The organism is Micromonospora sp. ABR4_055, from assembly GCF_056160425.1.
Window position 1 is genome coordinate 1 of sequence record NZ_JBSWXD010000090.1, and the last position, 20,229, is coordinate 20,229.

A 20,229-nucleotide genomic window follows, 5' to 3' on the forward strand; every position below is an offset into this window, starting at 1 on the left:
TTTTTTCTTTTTTCTCTTTTTTTTTTGTTTTTTTGTCTTTTTCTCTTCTCCCCCCCCTCCCTCTACTCCTTCCGCTCCCCCCCCCCCCCCCCAGGCCGCGTCGGGGTCCGGCAACTTCAGCGGTACGGCGTCTGCGCCGAACCCCGCACACACCGTGGCCGATGACTGACCGGCTGCGGTAGGCGTCCCGCCCGGGACGGGGCGACGCTCCCGCACCACTGGAAGGGATGCTTCCCGTTGCGGGAACCATCCCCTGCCTCCCCTCTTGACATTCACGCGTTGACGTATTCCCTGGCAGGGTCAGGAATTGCTCGACGCAGATGGTTGAAGGCGGCATTCACCAGGTGGGATACTGTCCAGATTCGATTACCGCCACAGGCAGTTCGCGCCACCACGCATCAGATCGTGCGCCACACTTCGGGGGTGTCATGCAGAACCATCCGCTCACCGCAGCACGCGAACGCCTGGGCCTGACCCGCCGGCAACTCGCCGACGCAGTCAACAAGATCCTCTACCCCGACCCCGGACAAGCCGCCCACAGCGCCTTCACCGCCAACTACCTGGGCAAACTCGAAAACGGCAAGATCCGCTACCCCGCCGAGGACTACCGCACCGCCCTGCGCATCACCCTCAACGCCGACACCGACGACGAACTCGGATTCCGCAACCCACGCGCGGTAGTACGGCAGGATGCTGCTGTTGTCGAATCAGAGATCAGTGCCGTCTCCGGCAACAGGAGAGTTGTGCCCGCTGCCCGTAGCGTCGGTAGTGCCGAAGGGCTGGTCGAGCAGCCCTCGGTCATCCTGGCCCGGATTCGCGAGAACAACGATGCGACCGTCAACCATGCGCTGCTGGATACCCTGGATCTCTACGTTTCGGATGTCGTCGCCCGCTACGAGGAGGAAGGGCCGCTCACGCTGGCCGCCGACGTGGTGCGGCAACGACGCTGGGTGCAGAGCCTCATCCCGCTGCGGATGCAGCCCCGCTACAGCGCCCGGCTGCTCACCATCGCCGGGCAGCTCTCCGGGCTGCTCAGCTACATGTCGGTCAATCTCGGCCGGTTCAGCTCGGCGCGGGCCTACGGGATCGAGGCGTTCCAGCTCGCCGACTACGCGGAAGACCGGGAACTGAAGGCATGGGTCCGGGGCACGCAGAGCTTCGCCGAGTTCTACGACGGGCAGTACCGTAAGGCGCTCGGCTACGCCGAAGACGGCCGCCGATTCGCCGGCCGCGGAGCACAGGCCGTCCGTCTCGCCGTCAACGGCGAGGCACGCGCGCACGCGAAGCTCGGCCAGACGCAGGAGGCGGAACAGGCGATCGGCACGGCCTACGAGGTGCTCTCAGACCTGTCACCCGAGCCCGGCATGAGTTCGTGTGTCTCGTTCGGCCTCTACAGCGAGGCGCGGGTGGCGTCGAACGCGGCGACGGCGTACCTGGCGCTGGGACGCACCGAGCAGGTTCTCGACCTGGCCGGACGCGCGGTCACGATCGTCGACACGTCACCGTCGGTGTGGAGCCAGGCGCTGGTTCGGCTGGACCTGGCGACCGCGCTGGTAGACGGGGATCGACCCGATGTCGAGCAGGGCGCCGACGTCGCCCGCCAGGCCATGCGAGCCTGCCAGGACAACCAGATCGAGTCGATACGTCAACGAACCCGCGACCTCGCCACCGCGATCAAGGAGAACTTCGACGATCCCTGCGCCGAGTCGTTCGTCGACGAGGTGCACACGTGGCTCGGCGAAGGCCGAGGGACCCGATGACGGCCCAGCCCGATGCATCGGCCCACAAACGCGAACGCCCCTGGGCCGACCAGGAGTGGGCGCAGTTCCAACAGGTCCAACGGATGGTCAACCACTGGGACCGCCCGGGGTGGACGCCAGGCCGGCGCTCCTACCACTGGCTTGTGATGCTCGGCCACGTCCCAGCCCTCACCGCCATGGCGACCCACTGTCAAGAGCAGCTGCGCGACCTACCCCACCTCGATCTGGTCCCGACGGCCAGCCTGCACATCACGATGCAGCGGCTCGCCTTCACCGACGAAGTCTCACCCTACGTGGCCGCAGCAGTGGTCAACGAAGTACGCAGGCGCTGCGCCGACCTGTCCCCCATCCCGATCGAGATCGGGCCGCTCGCCGGATCGCCCGGAGCCGTCCGCTTCAGTGTCGGTCCCCCGGAACCCGTCAGCAGGCTCCGCGACCTGATCCGAGATTCCATCGTCGAGGTTCGCGGCTTTACAGCCCTACCCGAGCGGGCAAGCAGGTTTGTCCCACACGTCAGCATCGCCTACCACAACACCGCCGCCGACGCGCGGCCCCTTGTTCAGCGGGTAGCCAGCCTTCGACGCCTCAGTCCGGTCGCGACACTCATCCGATCGATCGACCTAGTCGAGCTGTACCGCAGCGGCCGCCGCTATATCGCGTCCAAGCAGGCTGAAGTCCCGTTCCAGTAGTTGCGTAGAGGCCTGATCCCGAAGCCACGGGGACAAACCGACTGTATCGCCAGAGATACCAAGCGTGTCACACTCATAGCGTCTACGTACGCGCAGGAGGCCCATTGGCAACCATCCACGATATTGCCGACAGACAGGACAGCGCCGCAGCCCTGCGCCTGCTCAAGGCCGTCGCCGTGGCTCACTTCTACAACCAGCGCGCACAGGCACTGAGCTTCGGCATCTCCATCACCTTGGCCGTCGCCGGCCTGCTTACCGGGCTGGACTCACGGTATGGCGCCGCAGTTGCCCTCGCCGGCGCGCTCTGGGCTGCGGTCTACGCAGGAGTTGTGAGACCCTGGGCCGAGCGCTACCTACGGATCGCCGCGACGATCCAGGAGATGTTTGACACCGATCTGCTGAGTTTGCCATGGAATCAAGTTGCAGTTGGAAATCGCATCAGCCAAGAAGAGGTGAGCCGAATCAGCCGGCGCTTCCGTGGCAGCGAGGATCGCTTGCGGAGCTATTACCTAGTAGCACGCGCCCGAGCTCCCTACGACGTGCTCTTCTGCCTGGAACAAAACCTGGCTTGGGGCTCCCGGATCCGGCTCCGCTTCGCCCAGATGATGCTCAGCGCGTTAGCGCTTTGGTCTGCAGCAGGCGTACTTTTTACCCTAGCAACCGGCGCAACGGTCAGTGGGCTGGTCGTCGGGTGGTTCGTACCCTCACTCGGTCTGCTACTGCTATTCCTTGAGATGTATCGCACACAGATGGCGAGCACAAGAGAGCGCCTGCGCGTACTCGGGCTGGTGCGTCAGGCCATCGACGAGCCTTCGTCGCCGGTGATCGACACACCCGCTGCGGTCAAGTTCTTTGCCCGACAGGTGCAAGATACGCTCTATCACATGCGGCGGCTCCAGCCACGCCTGCCAGAGTGGTACTTCCGGCGCTACCACGATCAGGACAAGTTCGATTTTCAGGTCAAGATGCAGGAACTGGAAGCGCGGTTTCCCCAGGCATGACAATACTGCAGGAACTGACCTACGCATTCAAAGACCAAGCCGTGGCGTCTGAGATCATAGAATCACTACTGGATAACGGCCTTGAGATCGCCGCCGGGAGCGTTGAGATCGTCCCTCGCGGCTACACCGGAGCCCGGCTAGCAAAAGCTATTCTGGTCAACGCCAGCGGAAGTCCCGATGCACGATGGTGTGTAATAAAATACTGCCCACCGGCACCGGATGACCATCAGCGAGAAAGTCGCCGGCACCACTTGGCCCTGCAGGATTCACCTAAGATTTTCCGCGAGCGGCACCTCACCGAGGTTGCATTTCCTGTAATTCGGTGCCCCCAGAACGCCTTCGTTATTGGCCAATCACTCGCCGACGGAATCCCTTTAGGAAGGGTGGAACTTGACCAACTCGCGGAGGCCTGCGAGGTGGTGTGGAGGGAGATTCTTGAAGGCTGGTCTGGTCGCGACTACAACCACAGGCAATCGACGGTGGCCACGCTACTCAAGTCTGAACTAGGCGGGAGCTTCAAGGCGGGAGGCTGGCTTCGCGAATGGGCGCTACAACACGACTTGCTCGTCCCTGCTTTTCTGGAACTGCCGGGGGAGAGTGAGCCGCTGCCGAACCCGTGGCGGCTATTCTCCGAGGACTCACCTGCAACTCAGGCTCGAGTCCACTATCTCGTCGGCCGAACACACGGTGACCTTCACGGGGACAACATCCTCGTACCCCTGCATGACAAGATTGTCCGACCGGCTGACTTCCGGTTGATTGACTTAACTACCTACGAGGCGCAGGCCCCGCTCAGCCGGGACCTCGCTGCCCTCCTGGTCTCGCTTTGCTGGCGCGAGATCGGCGTCTCCTCCCCTCGCACCCGCCAAGCGTTCCTAACCTACCTCGAAGAAGACCACGGCGACTCCCGCCTCCACGACGAAATGCCGGGAAATGTACGGAAGATAATCGATGCACTGCGCAAACCGACACTTGACTTTGTCGTTGAAAAAGGCTGGAATCCGGAGCATTGGCACCGTCAACTAAAGGTATCCCTCCTTGCGCAGGCGATGCTACACAGCGCATACACGTCCGGACCGCCAGACGCCCGCCGCTGGTGCTCGCGGCTCGCAAGCCGGCTCACCCGAGTACTACTCGGTCCGGGAGACCCGCAGGCTCACCCTTCTATGCCCTTCGACGCGGGCATAAACCTCAAAGCAGCTGAAACGACGGCGGCGCAGACGGCGAGGCACTCAACACGGGGCAAGTCCGTCTTCGTCAACAGGTCGGGGCAACGGAGCCGCCTTCGCGCGGCTCTAGAGGATCACGTCACCTCAGTCATCGTGGTCAGCGGCCCACCCGGGATTGGCAAGACCGCGTTGGTGCGTGAGGTGCTCACCGAACTGGGCTGGGCAGATCCGGAGGATGAGGGCTCGCCGCTACGCTGGCACGACGCCACCCCATACGGTGACCTAGGAGTGCCCACTCTAGTTAAGGACATCGAGCCCCCAGGGTTGGACCAGATAGCAGGTCCTACCGCGCGAGCACGCCTCGAGATTGCAATGGACGGTCTCAGCAATGCCGTTGGTGTCCGCCCGGTAATCGTGTTGGACTCTGCGGAGAATCTACTTAAGGAGGGTAACGTCCTCCGCGATTCCGAGCTTGACCTTGCGCTGGAGTCCATACATGGCCAACTCCACCCACTCGTCAAGGTTGTATTTGTAACGCAGTACGTGCCCGAGGTAACGACAAACGTGGCGTGGACGGAGACGGCGTGCCGGATCAGCCTGGAAGGGTTAGAACCACCATCATTGAGTGAGTACTTCGCCGCCCTTGATCCGAGCAATAGGTACGGCCTAGTTTCGCTACCGGACAACGATCTACGACGGATCCACGGTCGCCTCGCCGGAAACCCACGATTCGCCGAACTTCTCCACGCAATTCTCAGCATTGACCCGCCAGGTTTAGATGCCCGCGAGGTCGGACCATGGCTGGCCTCAGTACCAGCAGGCGAGGTGCATCAGCGCTTGGTGCGCCGATTCGTCGATCACCTTCCGGCCGAGCAGCAGCGGGCTGCAGAGGCTCTGGCCGCGCTCGGCATCCCGGTTACCATCGACGCTGTCATCAGGGTCATTGCGCAATACGTACCCGCAGCGAAGGTCGAAAAGGCGCTGCAGGCGCTCGTGTCGGCCCGCCTCGTCTTGGAGCGACGAGACGGCCGCAGGTATCTAAGGAAGTCTGAGATTGGAGCGATTCTCGGGCGCCTAGACCGAGGCGACCGCTACCCGCATAAGGGACAGTCCCCAACCCAACTCGGCCTCCTGCTCATAGCAGCCAAGGTTCTCCAATCCATGCAAAAGGACGACGACGATGTACACAGTATGGCCGACCTGGAGATGCGCTTCGCGCGGGTCGACGTATGGCTCCGGGCAGGCATGCACGGAGAGGCGCTCAGCCTTATCGAATCCATGCACGAACTGGTGCGATTTTGGGGAAGCGGCAGCGGCACCGAACTGAGCACCCAGCGAGAGGCGGTACGTGGTCGCCTCGGTGATGACAGGGAGGGCGAGATGATGAATGTCGCCGCGCTGGGCGACATCTACTCTTACAGGAATGACTTCCCCGCTGCTCGGGCCGCCTACGCGGTCGCTATCACAATCGCCAAGGAGGACCAGGATCGCCAGGCGTTGCGCCGAATCTATATCGGCATGGGCCAGATGTTTTGGGAACACGACCATCTTACGGAAGCCGAGGAGCACTACGGACGAGCGCTAGGTCTGGCCAGCGAGGACGATGACGATGACGGCGACCGAGCCGCCGCGCTGACCGGCCTAGCGGACTGCCGGCAGCGCCAGGGCAATTATCGCCGTGCGGTTACGGACGCACTCGAAGCTTACGTTGCTGCAGCCGAAGCCGAACCAAGAGTAGCGCTAGACGCAGCATTTCGATTGACACGCTGGTATGCCGAGCTGAACCAGATTCCGGATGCGCTGACGATGCTAGCCAGGTGTGAGGAGCTTATTTCCACTTATCCTGATCCTGCAGCGCGAGCGGAACTGCTAATTACGACGGCGGACCTGCACCTCTACCAAGATCGGTACGTTGAGGCTCGATTGGCAGCAGAGCAAGCCGTCGACGTTGCACGCATCCACCGACAGCCGATCAACCTACGGCGGTCACTTGCTACCCTCGCCCTCACCTTGGTACACCTCGACGATCTTTCTAACGCCAGGAAGGCGATCGAGGAATCTAGTCGATACCGTGTGGCTGGCCAGGAAACTGTGGAACTTGCACTGCGGGGAATAATCGCACACCGCAGCGGCCTCCCAGCCACCGCAAAGGATCTCTTTCAGCAATTGCGCGACGAAACAAGAAGGCGCGTAGAAACCGACAGTAGCGATCTTGCTGCATGGGATTTCACCGGGATTGCTCAGTGCTACCTAGTCCTCATTGGCGACGCTGAACCAGGCACAGCACTGGAGGCGTTCCGCCAGGCACGGCCGGACCCGGCGGAGCGAACGCCCGGGTTGGATGACCGATTGAGATTTATGGTCGAGACCCTGGCCGATGGCGATCCTCGCCTTGGGCCTGTGCTAACGGAACTGGCGTGCACGCGGCCGCGCCGCGCAGGTTAGCTAGGCGTCGAACCAACCCTCTTCGTGCGCAAGTACGATTGCCTCGAGTCGGGTGCTGACGCCGATCTGGTGGTACAGCGCTTGGAGCAGCCGATACATCGCGCGCTCTGAATAGCCTGCGTCTGAAGCCAGTCGAGCTACGGTCCGGCCGCCAGATAGCTGTCGCAACCAGGCGACCTGATCCGCAGAGGGAGCCGGACGGCGCGGCGGCCGATCGTCCATGCCTGCCACCAGCAAGTCGGCCACATCTGCCGGCAGGACGACCTCGCCATCGAGGGTCGCAGCGACCGCCCGCTGCAACGCCGGCACGGTTGCCGCTCGTGCCACCACCGACCGGGCGCCAGCCCGCACCGCCCGTACGCCTAGCGATGGAACGTCACCGGAGGGCAGCGCAATGACCAACGGCCGGGGCCGCATGCGGCACAGCTCGGTCAGCCGGTCCAGGTCCTCGGCAGAGTGCAGGGTAAGCAGCACGATCCCGCCCGGCCGTTCGCGCAACCAGGCCGCGGCATCGACAGGTTCCTCAACGAGGTGCCCTGCGCTCGACAACGCCGCGGCGACTCCACGCCGGAACACCGGCAAGGGGTCAAGGACCGCGAGATGGACGGTCACCGTGACCGCATACCTCCCTTATCGACCGGCGGCTACCAGCCCGCAGCGGTGGCCGAAGACCAAGAACTGGGCAGTACCCTGCCACCCGAGGGTCATGACTACGCACGATCAGTCATAGAGCTGCAACCCTACGCGTCCCTAATGTCGAGTCATCCGACGGCGCTTGGAGGGCCCCTCATGGTCTACTTTGACAAATCGGGTCGGCGCATCACTCGTCCCCTCACCCGCCGTACCCCGCCGGCCGATCCCAACCTCGACGACGCCAAGACCCGCTACATCCTCAAGGTTGCCGACGAGTACCCGAAGTTCACCGCCGACGAGGTGTACGTCGAGATCTACTACGGCCGGCACCGACACGACATCACCAAGGCCATGGTGCGGCGCGTCCTCGCCAACCGTCGGCGCAAGTTCTCGCTGTGGCCGTTCAATCGATAGCGACGGGCGGTGGAACGCAGAGCCTTTCAGCTCATCAATGCTTCGCAACCAAACAGCTTCACCATTCGCGCATCTTTGGGTTGGGTACTTCACCCCGACCCCGGACAGGCACCCCACAGCACCTCCACCGGCAACTACCTGGGCAAGCTCGAAACGGCAAGATCCGCTACCCCGCCGAGGACTACCGCACCTCTCTGCGCATCGTCCTCAACGCCGACACCGACGACGAACTCGGATTCCGCAGCACGGGATATCAGCACACGGACGAAAGGCATGCTCACCGCTCGATCGAATCGATACAAGCCCATCGACAACAGGGCTGAGTCCTGTCGCTGCCTCGTTGACATCCGACTCCATCCTGTTGATGTCGTTGCTCGGCCCACAGGTCGCTGAACTCGGGCCGGGCAGAGCGCAGGAGGCGCTGGCCGCCGTCGGTGCCGCCGACGAAGCCTTCGCCCACGCCTCGCCGGCGGAGGACCCGCCGTGGATGTGCTTCTACGACGACGCCCAGCACCACGGCGACACCGCCCACGCGCTGTTCGACGTGGCCCTGCACACCAGACTCGTTACGGAGTCGGCTGACCGGTTCGCCTACTCGGTGGAGCACCATCTCCCGGCGTACCTGCGGTCCAGGGCGATCTCGCGGATCAAGCTGGCGTCCCTCACGATGGTGCAGGGTGACCCGCTGGAGGCCGTGACGATCGGCAACCTGGCCCTCGACGACGCCGGGCCGGTCCGCTCGCTGCGCGCCGCCGACGACCTGCGGGAGCTGCACCGGATGGCCGGGCCGCACGGCACACTCGCGGAGGTGCAGGAGTTGCGCGCCCGGATCCGGGAGACGGTCGGAGCCGTCGCATGACGGACCCGCAGGAAGCGCTGCTACTCGCCTGCCAACAGGTCGGGGTCGACGCGACCGGCGCTGAGCTGATCCGGTCTGCGGAGAACGTCATCTACCGCCTGCCCGGCGGCGTTGTCGCCCGCGTCAGCCGCGACGACCAACTCGCCACCGCAGGCAAGGAAGTCCGGGTGTCCCGCTGGCTCAACGAATCCGGGATACCGGCGGTCCGCGCGATCGAGGACCTGCCGCAACCAGTCGCGGTCGACAGGCGAGCCGTCACCTTCTGGCACGAACTACCGCCGCACCGGGAAGGCAGCATCGGCCAGCTGGCCCAGGTGCTGCAACAGCTGCACCACCTACAGCCGCCGGCAAGTCTCGACCTGCCCCCGCTGGCACCGTTCGTACGCCTGGAGCAGCGCATCGCCGAGGCGACCGTGTACTCCGCCGACGACCGCGCCTGGCTACTCGATCACCTGCACGGCTTGCAGGAGCGGTACCTCGAGCTTCCTCCCGGCCTCCCCCACGCTGCCGTGCACGGCGACGCCTGGGCCGGCAACATCGTCGACACCGACGCCGGACCAGTCTTGCTCGACCTCGAACGATTCGCGCTCGGCCCACCTGAGTGGGACCTGGTGTCCGTCGCCGTCGACCACCTGACCTTCAGCGCCGAGTACGCACCGGCTGGACCGAGTTCTGCCAGCACTACGGCTACGACGTCACCGACTGGCCCGGGTGCTCGCTGCTCCGCGACGCCCGAGAGCTGCGCAAGGTCACCTTCGCAGCCCAACTCGCGCAAGACAACCCAACCCTCCGCGACCAAGCCCACTACCGCCTCGCCTGCATCCGCGGCGAGCACGGCAACCGCCCATGGGGCTGGAAACCGGTCCCGTAGCCACGTCATCGGCTTTAGCCGTCCTCGGCTGTATGCCAGCTCGAAAACCAGGTTCGTAGACCTGGCTTGCGGCTGCCCGGCGAGCTGGGGGATCGTACGCCAACGCTCCTCCAGCCGAGCCAAAGTTCAGTAAGATTCGGACACCGCACTCGGTGTCGACGGCCGTTCCAGTTGCAAGGACTTGCGGCCTGAACCGCTAAGGTAAACACCAGCTGTAGGCACGGTGCCAGAAGATAGCGTTGCAGCGGCTCCAGCCCTGACGACACGCGCTCAATACCGATGCAGCCCTTCCGTAACAACCCAACTCGAAAAACTGGCATTCACAGATCTGGGCCAGATATCGCGTTCTCAAAAAACGCTACCATCTCACTCAAGCTACACACCGCGCGTAACGCATAGGAGTTCGCTGCACCCAACAATACTCTCGCTTCATTCCGGTAGGTGAACTCCACATGCGGCGTGCAGACCACTCCAAGCAATCGGCGATTTGAAAAATCGAAGTTGTCACCTAGCGGCGTAGCCCGCAGTATATCTAGACGCTCTTTCCATTCCTTATCAGAGGCTTCTAGGTGAGTTCTCACATTTCGAACTCGGCCATATAACCCAGCATCCAATTCAGCCGTATGGGGAATACTCTTACACGAGATCAATATTACCGTCGCCCCACATGATGCGATGGCGTCGATGTCGGTCACCGCGTTTCCAGCCACTCGCAAGGTCTTACCTCGAAGTTTGCGCAGCGTTGATGGGGGCGCCCATGGGGACGAGTCGACTGCCGCCTGCACTATTTCCTCAAAGTGGCCAGCTCTGGCATTCACGAGCTGTGGAGGTGCGAGATTCTCAATCGTCAGCAGTCTGTATAGCCATCTGCTTGCAGCGGCGATATCCACTACAGTCTGGTCGCCGGCAGCACGTAGAACTGGTCCAGGCGTCAACGGCCACACAGAAGGGGTAAGCTGCCGGAGCTCTGCAACAGCTACCTCCGCCGAAGACGGCAGACCAAATGGACCAGCTTGAGCGCCCCCCTCTGCCATCCGGCTTTTCTCTTCCATAAGCAGGTTTACAATGGAGCTGGTAGGGAAAAGCACATAGCCGACTGCCGGCAATGCTTTCCCGACGGGGAAGTCGGTGAACAGGGTTATGCGGAACAACATCCTGAGGAGCAGCAGGAGGCTCGGCAATCCCGCTGGCACCCAGGAAGTACTTATGTTCGCACGAGCGAAAATCTTCGCTATACCTCCCATAGTCTCGCCGCCAAGCAGATAGCGACCTGGCCGAAGTGAGCCGGAGCGGATGGACTGCGCTGGGCCATCCCAGTGGGGAACAGACGTAAGACCGGGGAGCTGTATAGCAGTTAGGAAGAAGTCATCGACAAGGTGCGCTTCTGGGAGGGTGGTGAACATCGGATGAAAGGTTGACGGCGCGGTGCCTGCCCAGAGCCCGCCGCCAGCGTCGACTCGCTGATCATATAGCTCAATCGCGTCGTCTAATACGGGATTCGAAACAACCCACGGCAAATCACCGGAAGCCCATCGCACCACCTGCCCCTTGCCCGCTCGCCGAAGTACCGAGTGGATCTGGGCTAGGGCGGTTGAGATGGCGATCAGCTTGATGACCGATTCTGCCCCCTGTCGAGTTAAAGGCGGGACGACCTGCTGCCCATCCCGCTCCGGGAAGTACTCATCCGATTTCGTCAGGAAAGATAGATTTTCAGCAATTTGCATGCAATACGGAGCTGTCGTTTTGAGCCGACCGGAAAGCAAATCATCCGGTAGTCGACGTAGGTGGTACAGCCAGCTATAAGTCCCGAGATCGTTGGCACACGAAACGCCCACTTCTTGCACGGACTTGTGCGCATTCAAGAGGAGACGTTGCGCCTCGATTCCGTCCGATGTGCCTACCTGTCGGCACTCCTCTGGCAGAACCTCTACTATGCCCTGGTGCACTTGCCCGAAAATCCTGTCGCGATTGCTAATTGCTCTCTCAAGGAGCCCTCTGGTCGAGAGGCGAGGTCGGGTACTCGCGCTCCGCTTGTCCTTCTTCGACGCTCGTCCTCTACTCTTGGGCATGCATCCATCATCTAGCGGCGGACCGCAACTTCGCTACCCCGAGTGCTCCACCATGGTCACAATAGATCGCGTCCTATCTATCCGTCGCGCTCTCCGTACGCAGCCCGTTCAGTTGACTGCCACAGCAGCCCGGCGTGAGTCGCCGCGTGACAACGGCCAGCCTCTGCCGCATCGCGATGTGCTGAGCTGCACGTCAGCCACCCAATGCTTCTCTGTAGAGGTGCCCGGCGTGCAACTGCGTAGTCCCGCCGGGGGGTAGGACGTGCCGTCAGGGGAGGCGCCAGAGTGGAAGGTGGGGCCGGTAGCGGGCAGGGTCAGGGTGCCGTCAGCGGCCGGGCGTAGCGGTGGTGCGCCGCCGTACATGTTGACCAGTGCCGGAGCAGCAGCGGACGGCGGGGCCACCTGTCACCGGACCGGACAGGCGCACCGGAGCACCCGACGCACGCCGGGCCAACGCCAACACCGACCCGGACGGCGACTCCCGCAGATAGACCAGGGCGTCGTCATCGGCGTACACCCAACGAAGGCCGCCGTGCCGCAGCTCCGGCACCTCCCGACGCAGCGCCGCCAACGCCCAATACACCCCGAACATCGCCCCATCCCACGAGCCCGGCCGATCCCACGACATCGGCGTCCGCGAACCCTCCCCGTTCTCCCCCCCCGCAACCCCAACTCATCCCCGGCAAACACCATCGGCGTCCCCGGCAACCTGAACTGCAACCCCGCCGCCACCTCCTGCCGCCCCGCGTCCCCCACCACCGTCCGAATCCGGGCCGAATCATGCGAGCCGTGCAGCTGCCACGAATGCACCAACGACCGCCACGACACCAACGCCCCGAACGCCCGCATCGTCGCCAACGCCGCCGGCCCCGACCGGGCCGGCACACCCTGCGGCTCGGTGGACGTGGCTTCCGCGGAGCCTGCCGCAGTCGGTCGCGCCGGCTTCCAGCGGCGACTGGCCGCGCTACCGCGCTACTGGAAGGGATGCTTCCCGTTGCGGGAACCATCCCCTGCCTCCCCTGAGGTCTATTCACAGGCGATCCTGTAGAAGTGCAGCCCGATGGCACAGGAGATCGTTTCTGTGAAGGTCGCGAGCGGTCTGCGGTAGTCGGTGTGCAGGATTCTCCAGGTCTTCAGATTCGCGATGACCTGTTCGACGACCCAGCGGATCTTGTTGACCTGCCTGTTGTATTCCTTCTGCCACTCTGTGAGCTCGCCGCCCTTGGGCTTCTTGTACGGGGTGATCATGCCGTTGCCGACGTATCCCATGTCGCCGATCCAGCCTGCAGGATTCAGGCTGACGAGAACACCGGTGTCGTTGATCGCGTACGAGTCGTGGTGGTTGCCGGTGACGGGATCGGAGACCCAGACGAGCGCGCCGTCGAGGGTGCAGGCGACCTGGACGCTCATGCCCGTGGTCTTGTGCTTGCCGGAGTACAGACAGCGGTCCGTGCGCCATGACCAGCAGGGGAACAGGGTGCCGTCGACGATGTACTGGACGGTCGGGTCGAGCTCGTCGGCGGTCGGCACGAACCCCGCCAGCACGCGGTCGAGGACCGGGGTGATGGCGGTGACCGCCCGTGAGATCGTCGACTGGGAGACGCCGTGCGCCTCGGCGATCTCCGCTTGGACACGGTTACGACGCATGTAGGTCAACGCGACCACGAGGGCACGGTAGAGGCCGAGGACCGGGGGCCACGGTTCCATGCCCAGGTTCCGGCATTCGGCGCGGACCAGCACGCAGAGGTCGCGGATCTGATCGGTCGTGAAGCCGGTGGTATGATACATGTTCGGCGGTCCGCTTTTCTTTGGTTGTTGTGTGGTAACTCCATCCTATGGGAGGGCGGGCCGTCTCATTTATCAGGGGGTCCACTGTGGGCTATCGAGGCCCTGCTGAATAAGCCTCCCTCTTGACATTCCATCTTTGACGCATTCCCTGACAGGGACGGGAATTGCTCGACGCAGATGGTTGAAGGCGGCATTCACCAGATGGGATACTGTCCAAGATCGATTACCGCCACAGGCAGTTCGCGCCACCACGCATCAGTCGAGCGCCACACTTCGGGGGTGTCATGCAGAACCATCCGCTCACCGCAGCACGCGAACGCCTGGGCCTGACCCGCCGGCAACTCGCCAACGCCGTCAACAAAATCCTCTACCCCGACCCCGGACAAGCCGCCCACAGCGCCTTCACCGCCAACTACCTGGGCAAACTCGAAAACGGCAAGATCCGCTACCCCGCCGAGGACTACCGCACCGCCCTCCGCATCGCCCTCAACGCCAACACCGACGACGAACTCGGATTCCGGCCTGCACGCGAGTTGAGGACCACAGTCGCCCTGGTTCAAAGGGCCTACCCTCGACCGGCGGGACAGGAGATCGACCCGACCGACGGACTCCCGGAGAACGATGTGCGACCCGAGCAGATGCCAGATCACCCGACGGCCGGAGAACCGGATGCGAACCGTCGCGCCCTGCTCCGAGGAATCGCGGCGGTCGCTGCGTCCGCCGGTCTGCTCGGCGGCTCCGCTGACAGCGGTTCGCGGCGACTCGGCCACGGTGACGTCGACCGGCTCGACGCCGTGATCTCCCTCTACCGGTCCATCGACTACGAACGCGGCGGCGGCGCTCTGCACCGCGATGTCGCGCAGCTGGCCGACTCCGCGTCAACCCTGCTGGACCAGCCGCACCCGCCGACGCTCGGCCCTCGGCTACTGCGGTCGGTAGCGGCAGCGCGCCAACTGGCCGGCTGGACTGCGTTTGACGCCTGCCGGCATCTCGACGCGCAGCGGCACTTCCTCCTGGCCGAGCGGCTGGCTGTCGCCGCCAACGACGTACTGCTTACCGCACGGGTGCGCTACTGCCAGGCCCGCCAGTTCCAGCACCTGCGGCACAACAAGGATGCGCTGGAGACGCTTCGGCTGGCCCGCGACGAGGTAGGCCGGCAGGTCACCCCGGCTGTCAACGCGATGCTCCACGGAGCCGAGGCCGCCTCCCTGGCCGCCCTTGGCGACGGGCCGTCGGCAACACGCGCCCTCGAAGCAGCCACGGACGAGTTCGACCGCATCAACCCGGACAACGAGCCGGACTGGATGCGCTTCTACGACCGCGGCGAACTCCTCGCCCAATACGGGCGGGTCTACCGCGACCTCGCCCGCAAGGACAACAGCGACCGGTACGGCGAGGCCGCCACCCGCACCGTCGCGCAAGCCATCGACACCCTCGGCTCGCAGAACGTTCGCAGCAGCGCGCTCAACGGTGTCAGCCTGTGCAGCTCGCTGTTCCTGGCCGACGAGCCCGAGCAGGCAGTCACCGTCGGCGCCCGCGTCATCGAGCAAGCCCGGCAGCTCAGCTCGCCCCGCATCCTGGACCGCATCCACAACCTGCGACGGGATCTCAAGCGCCACGAACGCCTGTCCACCGTCGCCGACTTCTCCCGCACCGTAGCTGCGGTAGGTGTAGGCAGCTGATGACCGGATCGGCCGGACGGTTCACCGAGCAGGCGATGAGAGCAGCGATGCACCAGATCGCCGCCCGGCTCGGCGTCGCTGCCGGCGACGCCGAACAGCTACGGATGACCAACAACGCCGTGTACGCACTCCCCTCAGCCGGCCTCGTCATCCGCATCGCCCGATCCCACGCCCTGCACGACCGGGCACTGAAGGTCACCCGCCTGGCAACCTGGTTCGCAGCAGTCGACGCCCCGACCATCCGCCTCGCCCTCGACATCAACCAGCCGGTACGGGTCGACGATCTCTCCGCAACCGTGTGGCGGCTCGTCGCTCCCACGCCGCGACCGCCGACCGTCGAGGAACTTGGTCAGGTACTCCGCGAGTTCCACGCCCTGGGCCTGCCGCCATTCCCGCTGCCCGAGTGGGACCCGGTCGGCGACGTCCGCACCCGTCTCACCGACGCGGAAGCGCTGAACTCCGACGACCGAGACGTCCTGCTGGACTGGTGCGACCAGCTCGCACCACGCATCGCGGACCTGAACGCCCAGGCTCGCGGCCTGGTCCACGCCGACGCACACGTCGGCAACCTGCTCCGCGAAGCCGACGGCCGCGTAGTCCTCTGCGACTTCGACCCGACCTGCATCGGCCCGTGGCAGGTCGACCTGGCCGCCGTCGCCGTCGGCGAGATCCGCTTCGGTCGGGCCGGCGCACACCAGGCGCTCACTTCGGCGTACGGCTACGACGTCACCACCGACCACGCCTGGCCGACCCTCCGCGAAGCCCGCGAACTCAAGATGATCGCCGCCGCCGTGCCACTGCTCGCCAGCACCCCCGGCGTCGCCGACGAGTTCGCCGTCCGCCTGGCCTCCGCCCGCGACAAAGACGACACAGTACGCTGGACCCCCTTCGCAGACCTCACCAGTCGAACCGACTAGGTTTCGCCAAGGTCCAAGTCGTCCAGACCGACGATAGAAGTCCTGACAGGACAGCCCGGCTCCGGCACCCTGGCCCGGCAAGCCGGTCTGTAACTGCCTCCCTACAGCCTCACAACCGCCCCGTCACACCTTCGACCCAGCGACACCACCACCAGGATCGCGCTCGCTGGTTACACCAACGCACTCTACTCAACCGCGATTACCCCTGGTCAGCTGGCAAATTGCGGCCAGCGCACTAGTCACGATAGGATCAGTATCACATATTCCAAACACGGTCAAGACTACCCAATACTCGAACAAACTTTAGCAGTTACTCAGTCCACAGCGAACACTCCGAGTATTTACAAATAGTCATGATCCACTCGCGCAACGCCTTGAAGCACCCCACACACCCAGGTACGGTCGACGAATCGAGGCAACATGAAGGAGTGGTGAGGTCTTGCACGCAGTCATCAGAGTAGCCCGAAGCATTATTCTCCTAGTCGCACTAACAAGCATCTGCCTATCATTCTCAACAGCAGCTACAGCGAGCCCAGCGGATCACAGAGCGATCACACCATCCTTCATCGAGTCGGTTGATCCGGTCGAACAGCCACTCAACTTCGAGAGCAACGATGAGATGTCAGTTGCGTGGGATGCAACGTTTGACAAATACTTGACTGCAGGCATGTGGGCCGCAGCAGCTGTCTCCCAGGCGGCGTTTACCGCATATTGCGTTGCGGCGGTTCCATCCCCGCTTCAGCCAGCCTGCCACTTAATTGCCAACAGCGGGCTACTCTCCCAATTCCACAGCATGGGACCACCGAACGGTCGCTGTCTCAAGATTGCGCCAAGGCTAGGGCTGCCTCCCTACCAACTCAGCTACATAAGCTGCTAATCGATCACCATCGAACCAGGAGGCTTCATGATACGAGGGATGCAACGACTAGCGGTTTCGGCCACCGGAGTAGCGCTAACACTTGCCTTCGGACTGATCAATCCAAGCTCGGCCCAAGCCACACCGGAGCAACCGGCGGTAATTACACATCCGAGCCTTCAGGCGGCAGCCGAGGCCTTCGCAGAAGCAACAAGTCGACTAACACCAAGCATTGTGCGAGCGGACGATGGAACACTTGAGCTAGAAACTACCGCGGCCGACTCGGGAATCAACCCGGAGACGTTCGATCAGGTCGTAGCAAGCTTGGACGAACTTAACCAAGCCGTCCTTCGCGGAGAACTTCTGACAAACGAACAGTTGCAGATTTTTCCAGCAAATCCATCCATCTTTCACAACGGAGTAATCTACTACTGGTGGGGAATGGAGGTTCACTTCACCGCAACCACAACCAGCAAAATAACGAATGCAATGAATGCGGGCGCCGGATTCTCCGCGATAGTAGCAATCGTCCTCCCCGTAGTTGGAACAATCGCGGCCACCGTTGTTACAGGCCTTTTTGCCATCGGTGCGGGCGCTCTGGGCTTTTGCTCGAATAGCAACGGCGTCATCGTAAGCCATCCGTATGTTGGCCCAGTTTGGTGCAGCGGACACTAGCTACAGAAAGAACTCAAGAGCAAGCCAAACTGGCTCGCCGAAGCCCCATTGGGTTACGGCGAGCCAAGTGGCATTCACTCAACACAACAGCAACTACTAACCCAAGGGCAGAAATTGTTGCGAGCCATACGGTACATCTGCACTCTACTGGCAGTAATCTTCACCTCACTAAGCATAATATCGTTTTTTGTCAATTTCAATGAGATAGAGAGCAAAACATCTGCGCTCGGAATTCTCGGGTTTGCATTTGGCATGATCGCCGTCGTCATCAAGTTGAAGGCAAACCAGAACAAAGGCGCCATGAACCCAAAAGAAGATTAAGCTATTACACCACCACCAGGAAAACCAACCCTTATCAGGTCGTTACGTCGCGTCGATTTTGGGTCCAACCGGGCCCGGGTTCGACTTCCGCGCATAGACGAGCGAGGACTCGCCCGGATCAGGTCGCGGTCGACAATGTCGCAGCCGAGGTGTCGATTGGTTTTGCCGGAATCACCATCAGCGGATGGGTTCGATGGGCAACTCGTTGCGTTCACCGGGCAGGATGTGGCGTCAGGGGAGGCGCCACACCTGGAAGGTGGGGCCGGTGGCCGGCAGGGTCAGGGTGCCGTCGGCGGCGGGGCGTAACGGTGGTGCCCCGCCGTACAGGTTGACCAGTGCCGGAGCAGCAACGTCCGGCGGGGCCACCAGACCCGTCAACCGCACCGGAGCGCCCGCCGCGCGGCGGGCCAACGCCAACACCGACCCCGACGGCGACTCCCGCAAGTAGACCAGGGCGTCGTCATCGGCGTACACCCAACGCAGCCCGCCGTGCCGCAGCTCCGGCACCTCCCGACGCAACGCCACCAACGCCCGATACACCCCGAACGTCGCCTCATCCCACGAGCCCGGCCGATCCCACGGCATCGGCGTCCGCAAACCCTCCCCGTTGTCGCCCCGCAACCCCAACTCGTCCCCGGCGAACACCATCGGCGTCCCCGGCAACGTGAACTGCAACCCGGCCGCCACCTCCTGCCGCCCCGCGTCCCCCACCACCGTCCGGATCCGGGCCGAATCATGCGAGCCGAGCAGCTGCCACGAATGCACCAACGACCGCCACGACACCAACGCCCCAAAGGCGCGCATCGTCGCCAACGCCGCCGACCCGGACCGGGCCGGCACCCCACCCGGTACGCCGAGGAAGTCCGGCAACGCCAGCGTCGGTGACCGCAGCCAGCTCCACACCGGCCGGGTGAACCCGGCATAGTTCATCGTGCCGTGCCAACCATCCGCGTCCAGGTCACGGGTGAAGTCGTGCCCGTGCTCGGCGACGATCAGCCCGTCCGGCCGGGTCTCGGCCACCGCCCGGCGCAGCAGCGCGGCCACCTCCAGGGTGAGCGCGTCGGCACCGCGCCGGCCTGTCATGTTCGCCACGTCGATCCGCCAACCGTCCAACCCGTACGGCGGCAACAGCCACCGCCGCGCCACCGAGGATGGCCCATCCACGAAGCGTCGCCGCAGCTCAGCGCTGCCCCAGTTGAGTTTCGGCAGCGACTTCACGCCCAGCCACGACTCGTAGTCGCCGTCGTCGCCGAAGTAGTACAGCTCCCGCTCCGGCAACGACACGTCCGACACGGCGGCGGTGAACCACGGGTGGGCGTCGCCGGTGTGGTTGCTGGTGATGTCGCCGAGCAGCCGCCACCCGCGAGCGTGCACCGCCGCCGACAGCCGCGCCAGGGCCTCGTCCCCGCCGAGCAGCGGGTCGACGTGGTCGAACGCGGCGGCGTCGTACCGATGATTGGACCGGGCCGGGAAGATCGGCGTCAGGTAGACGGTGTTGACGCCGAGCCGCTCCAGGTGGTCGAGCCGCTCCCGGATGCCGTCCAGGTCGCCGCCGTAGAACTGGTACGGCGTCTCCGGCCCGCGCCCGACGACCGGGGTGTCCCAGTCGCACCGGATCGCCCACTCCGGCAGCTCCCGCCCGGCAGCGGCACCCGACCGGGCGAACCGGTCCGGGAAAATCTGGTAGATCACCGCGTCGGCGGCCCAGGCCGGCGGCGCATCGTGGGTGACGAGCCGGAAGTCGGCGGCGTCCGGCACGTCGTGGTCGACCTCGCCGACCCCGGTCAACCAGCGCCGCCCGCCACCGGCCAGCAGGAAGCGGTACGGCGTGACCGGGTTACGGGCCTCCACCTCGCCCCGCCACCACACGTCCCCGTTCGGATCCTGCCGGTCGACCACCGCCTCGGAGAAGCACGGCTCACCGTCGATTATGGAGCGTACCCACAGCTTGTCGACCGGCCGCGCACCCGCCGGCACCCGGACGAAGACCGACACCCGATCACCCAGGTTTACCCCGGCGGCGGCACCCGGCGCATACAACGACGATCCGTCGTGGTGCGCCTCGAACAGCTGGCCCACA

Annotated in this window: 15 protein-coding genes and 1 pseudogene; 9 read left to right on the forward strand and 7 right to left on the reverse strand. The window is 63.9% G+C overall.

Annotated features, from left to right (window positions below):
• Nucleotides 1-428: 428 nt before the first annotated feature.
• The 4 genes from ACXAHD_RS20120 (at nt 429) to ACXAHD_RS20135 (ending at nt 7,064) form a co-directional block, all read left to right on the forward strand.
• On the forward strand, nt 429-1,760 hold the full coding sequence (locus ACXAHD_RS20120; protein ID WP_475052449.1) for a helix-turn-helix domain-containing protein: 1,332 nt from the start codon (nt 429-431) through the stop codon (nt 1,758-1,760).
• Nucleotides 1,757-2,449, forward strand: a complete 693-nt coding sequence (locus ACXAHD_RS20125) for a 2'-5' RNA ligase family protein (protein ID WP_475052452.1) — start codon at nt 1,757-1,759, stop codon at nt 2,447-2,449. The genes ACXAHD_RS20120 and ACXAHD_RS20125 overlap by 4 nt, the downstream gene beginning before the upstream one ends.
• Nucleotides 2,450-2,553: 104 nt before the next feature.
• Nucleotides 2,554-3,450: an S-4TM family putative pore-forming effector gene (locus tag ACXAHD_RS20130; protein ID WP_475052454.1), complete on the forward strand. Its 897-nt coding sequence runs from the start codon at nt 2,554-2,556 to the stop codon at nt 3,448-3,450.
• Nucleotides 3,447-7,064 (forward strand): AAA family ATPase, encoded by a 3,618-nt coding sequence (locus ACXAHD_RS20135; protein WP_475052456.1) that lies wholly within the window; start codon nt 3,447-3,449, stop codon nt 7,062-7,064. Before ACXAHD_RS20130 ends, ACXAHD_RS20135 begins: the two co-directional genes overlap by 4 nt.
• On the opposite strand, the gene ACXAHD_RS20140 is transcribed toward ACXAHD_RS20135, so the two are convergent.
• Nucleotides 7,065-7,676: a DNA-binding response regulator gene (locus ACXAHD_RS20140; protein ID WP_475052458.1), complete on the reverse strand. Its 612-nt coding sequence runs from the start codon at nt 7,674-7,676 to the stop codon at nt 7,065-7,067.
• Nucleotides 7,677-7,853: 177 nt separating this feature from the next.
• Here ACXAHD_RS20140 and ACXAHD_RS20145 point away from each other — a divergent pair, with 177 nt between their 5' ends.
• The 3 genes from ACXAHD_RS20145 (at nt 7,854) to ACXAHD_RS20155 (ending at nt 9,974) form a co-directional block, all read left to right on the forward strand.
• Nucleotides 7,854-8,111 carry a hypothetical protein gene (locus ACXAHD_RS20145; RefSeq protein WP_475052461.1) on the forward strand — a complete coding sequence of 86 codons (258 nt, stop codon included), beginning with the start codon at nt 7,854-7,856 and terminating at the stop codon, nt 8,109-8,111.
• A gap of 340 nt (nt 8,112-8,451) precedes the next feature.
• Nucleotides 8,452-8,970, forward strand: a complete 519-nt coding sequence (locus ACXAHD_RS20150; RefSeq protein WP_475052463.1) for a hypothetical protein — start codon at nt 8,452-8,454, stop codon at nt 8,968-8,970.
• Nucleotides 8,967-9,974 (forward strand): phosphotransferase enzyme family protein, encoded by a 1,008-nt coding sequence (locus ACXAHD_RS20155; RefSeq protein ID WP_475052465.1) that lies wholly within the window; start codon nt 8,967-8,969, stop codon nt 9,972-9,974. The genes ACXAHD_RS20150 and ACXAHD_RS20155 overlap by 4 nt, the downstream gene beginning before the upstream one ends.
• Before the next feature lie 187 nt (nt 9,975-10,161).
• Here the strand turns inward: ACXAHD_RS20155 and ACXAHD_RS20160 are convergent, their stop codons facing one another.
• The 4 genes and pseudogenes from ACXAHD_RS20160 to ACXAHD_RS20175 all read right to left on the reverse strand — a co-directional run bounded on the left by ACXAHD_RS20160 (nt 10,162) and on the right by ACXAHD_RS20175 (nt 13,698).
• On the reverse strand, nt 10,162-11,703 hold the full coding sequence (locus ACXAHD_RS20160) for a hypothetical protein (protein ID WP_475052467.1): 1,542 nt from the start codon (nt 11,701-11,703) through the stop codon (nt 10,162-10,164).
• Nucleotides 11,704-12,235: 532 nt separating this feature from the next.
• Nucleotides 12,236-12,502 carry a hypothetical protein gene (locus tag ACXAHD_RS20165; RefSeq protein ID WP_475052488.1) on the reverse strand — a complete coding sequence of 89 codons (267 nt, stop codon included), beginning with the start codon at nt 12,500-12,502 and terminating at the stop codon, nt 12,236-12,238.
• A 122-nt stretch (nt 12,503-12,624) separates the two neighbouring features.
• Nucleotides 12,625-12,759, reverse strand: a pseudogene (locus ACXAHD_RS20170) (hypothetical protein); the annotation flags it as partial.
• A gap of 177 nt (nt 12,760-12,936) precedes the next feature.
• Nucleotides 12,937-13,698, reverse strand: coding sequence for a transposase family protein (locus ACXAHD_RS20175; RefSeq protein ID WP_475052469.1), 762 nt, complete (start codon nt 13,696-13,698; stop codon nt 12,937-12,939).
• 326 nt (nt 13,699-14,024) lie between these two features.
• Here ACXAHD_RS20175 and ACXAHD_RS20180 point away from each other — a divergent pair, with 326 nt between their 5' ends.
• Nucleotides 14,025-15,380, forward strand: coding sequence for a hypothetical protein (locus tag ACXAHD_RS20180; protein WP_475052485.1), 1,356 nt, complete (start codon nt 14,025-14,027; stop codon nt 15,378-15,380).
• Nucleotides 15,380-16,297, forward strand: coding sequence for a phosphotransferase (locus ACXAHD_RS20185; RefSeq protein ID WP_475052471.1), 918 nt, complete (start codon nt 15,380-15,382; stop codon nt 16,295-16,297). The genes ACXAHD_RS20180 and ACXAHD_RS20185 overlap by 1 nt, the downstream gene beginning before the upstream one ends.
• A gap of 1,117 nt (nt 16,298-17,414) precedes the next feature.
• On the opposite strand, the gene ACXAHD_RS20190 is transcribed toward ACXAHD_RS20185, so the two are convergent.
• Nucleotides 17,415-17,792 carry a hypothetical protein gene (locus ACXAHD_RS20190; RefSeq protein ID WP_281553168.1) on the reverse strand — a complete coding sequence of 126 codons (378 nt, stop codon included), beginning with the start codon at nt 17,790-17,792 and terminating at the stop codon, nt 17,415-17,417.
• A gap of 588 nt (nt 17,793-18,380) precedes the next feature.
• Nucleotides 18,381-20,228, reverse strand: coding sequence for a glycoside hydrolase family 13 protein (locus ACXAHD_RS20195; RefSeq protein WP_475052475.1), 1,848 nt, complete (start codon nt 20,226-20,228; stop codon nt 18,381-18,383).
• Nucleotide 20,229: the final 1 nt, after the last annotated feature.

Bases quoted from the DNA above. Each gene is read 5' to 3' on its own strand.
- ACXAHD_RS20120 (WP_475052449.1), top strand. From the start codon at position 429: ATGCAGAACCATCCGCTCACCGCAGCACGCGAACGCCTGGGCCTGACC.
- ACXAHD_RS20125 (WP_475052452.1), top strand. From the start codon at position 1,757: ATGACGGCCCAGCCCGATGCATCGGCCCACAAACGCGAACGCCCCTGG.
- ACXAHD_RS20135 (WP_475052456.1), top strand. From the start codon at position 3,447: ATGACAATACTGCAGGAACTGACCTACGCATTCAAAGACCAAGCCGTG.
- ACXAHD_RS20145 (WP_475052461.1), top strand. From the start codon at position 7,854: ATGGTCTACTTTGACAAATCGGGTCGGCGCATCACTCGTCCCCTCACC.
- ACXAHD_RS20155 (WP_475052465.1), top strand. From the start codon at position 8,967: ATGACGGACCCGCAGGAAGCGCTGCTACTCGCCTGCCAACAGGTCGGG.
- ACXAHD_RS20165 (WP_475052488.1), bottom strand. From the start codon at position 12,502: ATGTTCGGGGTGTATTGGGCGTTGGCGGCGCTGCGTCGGGAGGTGCCG.
- ACXAHD_RS20175 (WP_475052469.1), bottom strand. From the start codon at position 13,698: ATGTATCATACCACCGGCTTCACGACCGATCAGATCCGCGACCTCTGC.
- ACXAHD_RS20185 (WP_475052471.1), top strand. From the start codon at position 15,380: ATGACCGGATCGGCCGGACGGTTCACCGAGCAGGCGATGAGAGCAGCG.
- ACXAHD_RS20190 (WP_281553168.1), bottom strand. From the start codon at position 17,792: ATGGCTTACGATGACGCCGTTGCTATTCGAGCAAAAGCCCAGAGCGCC.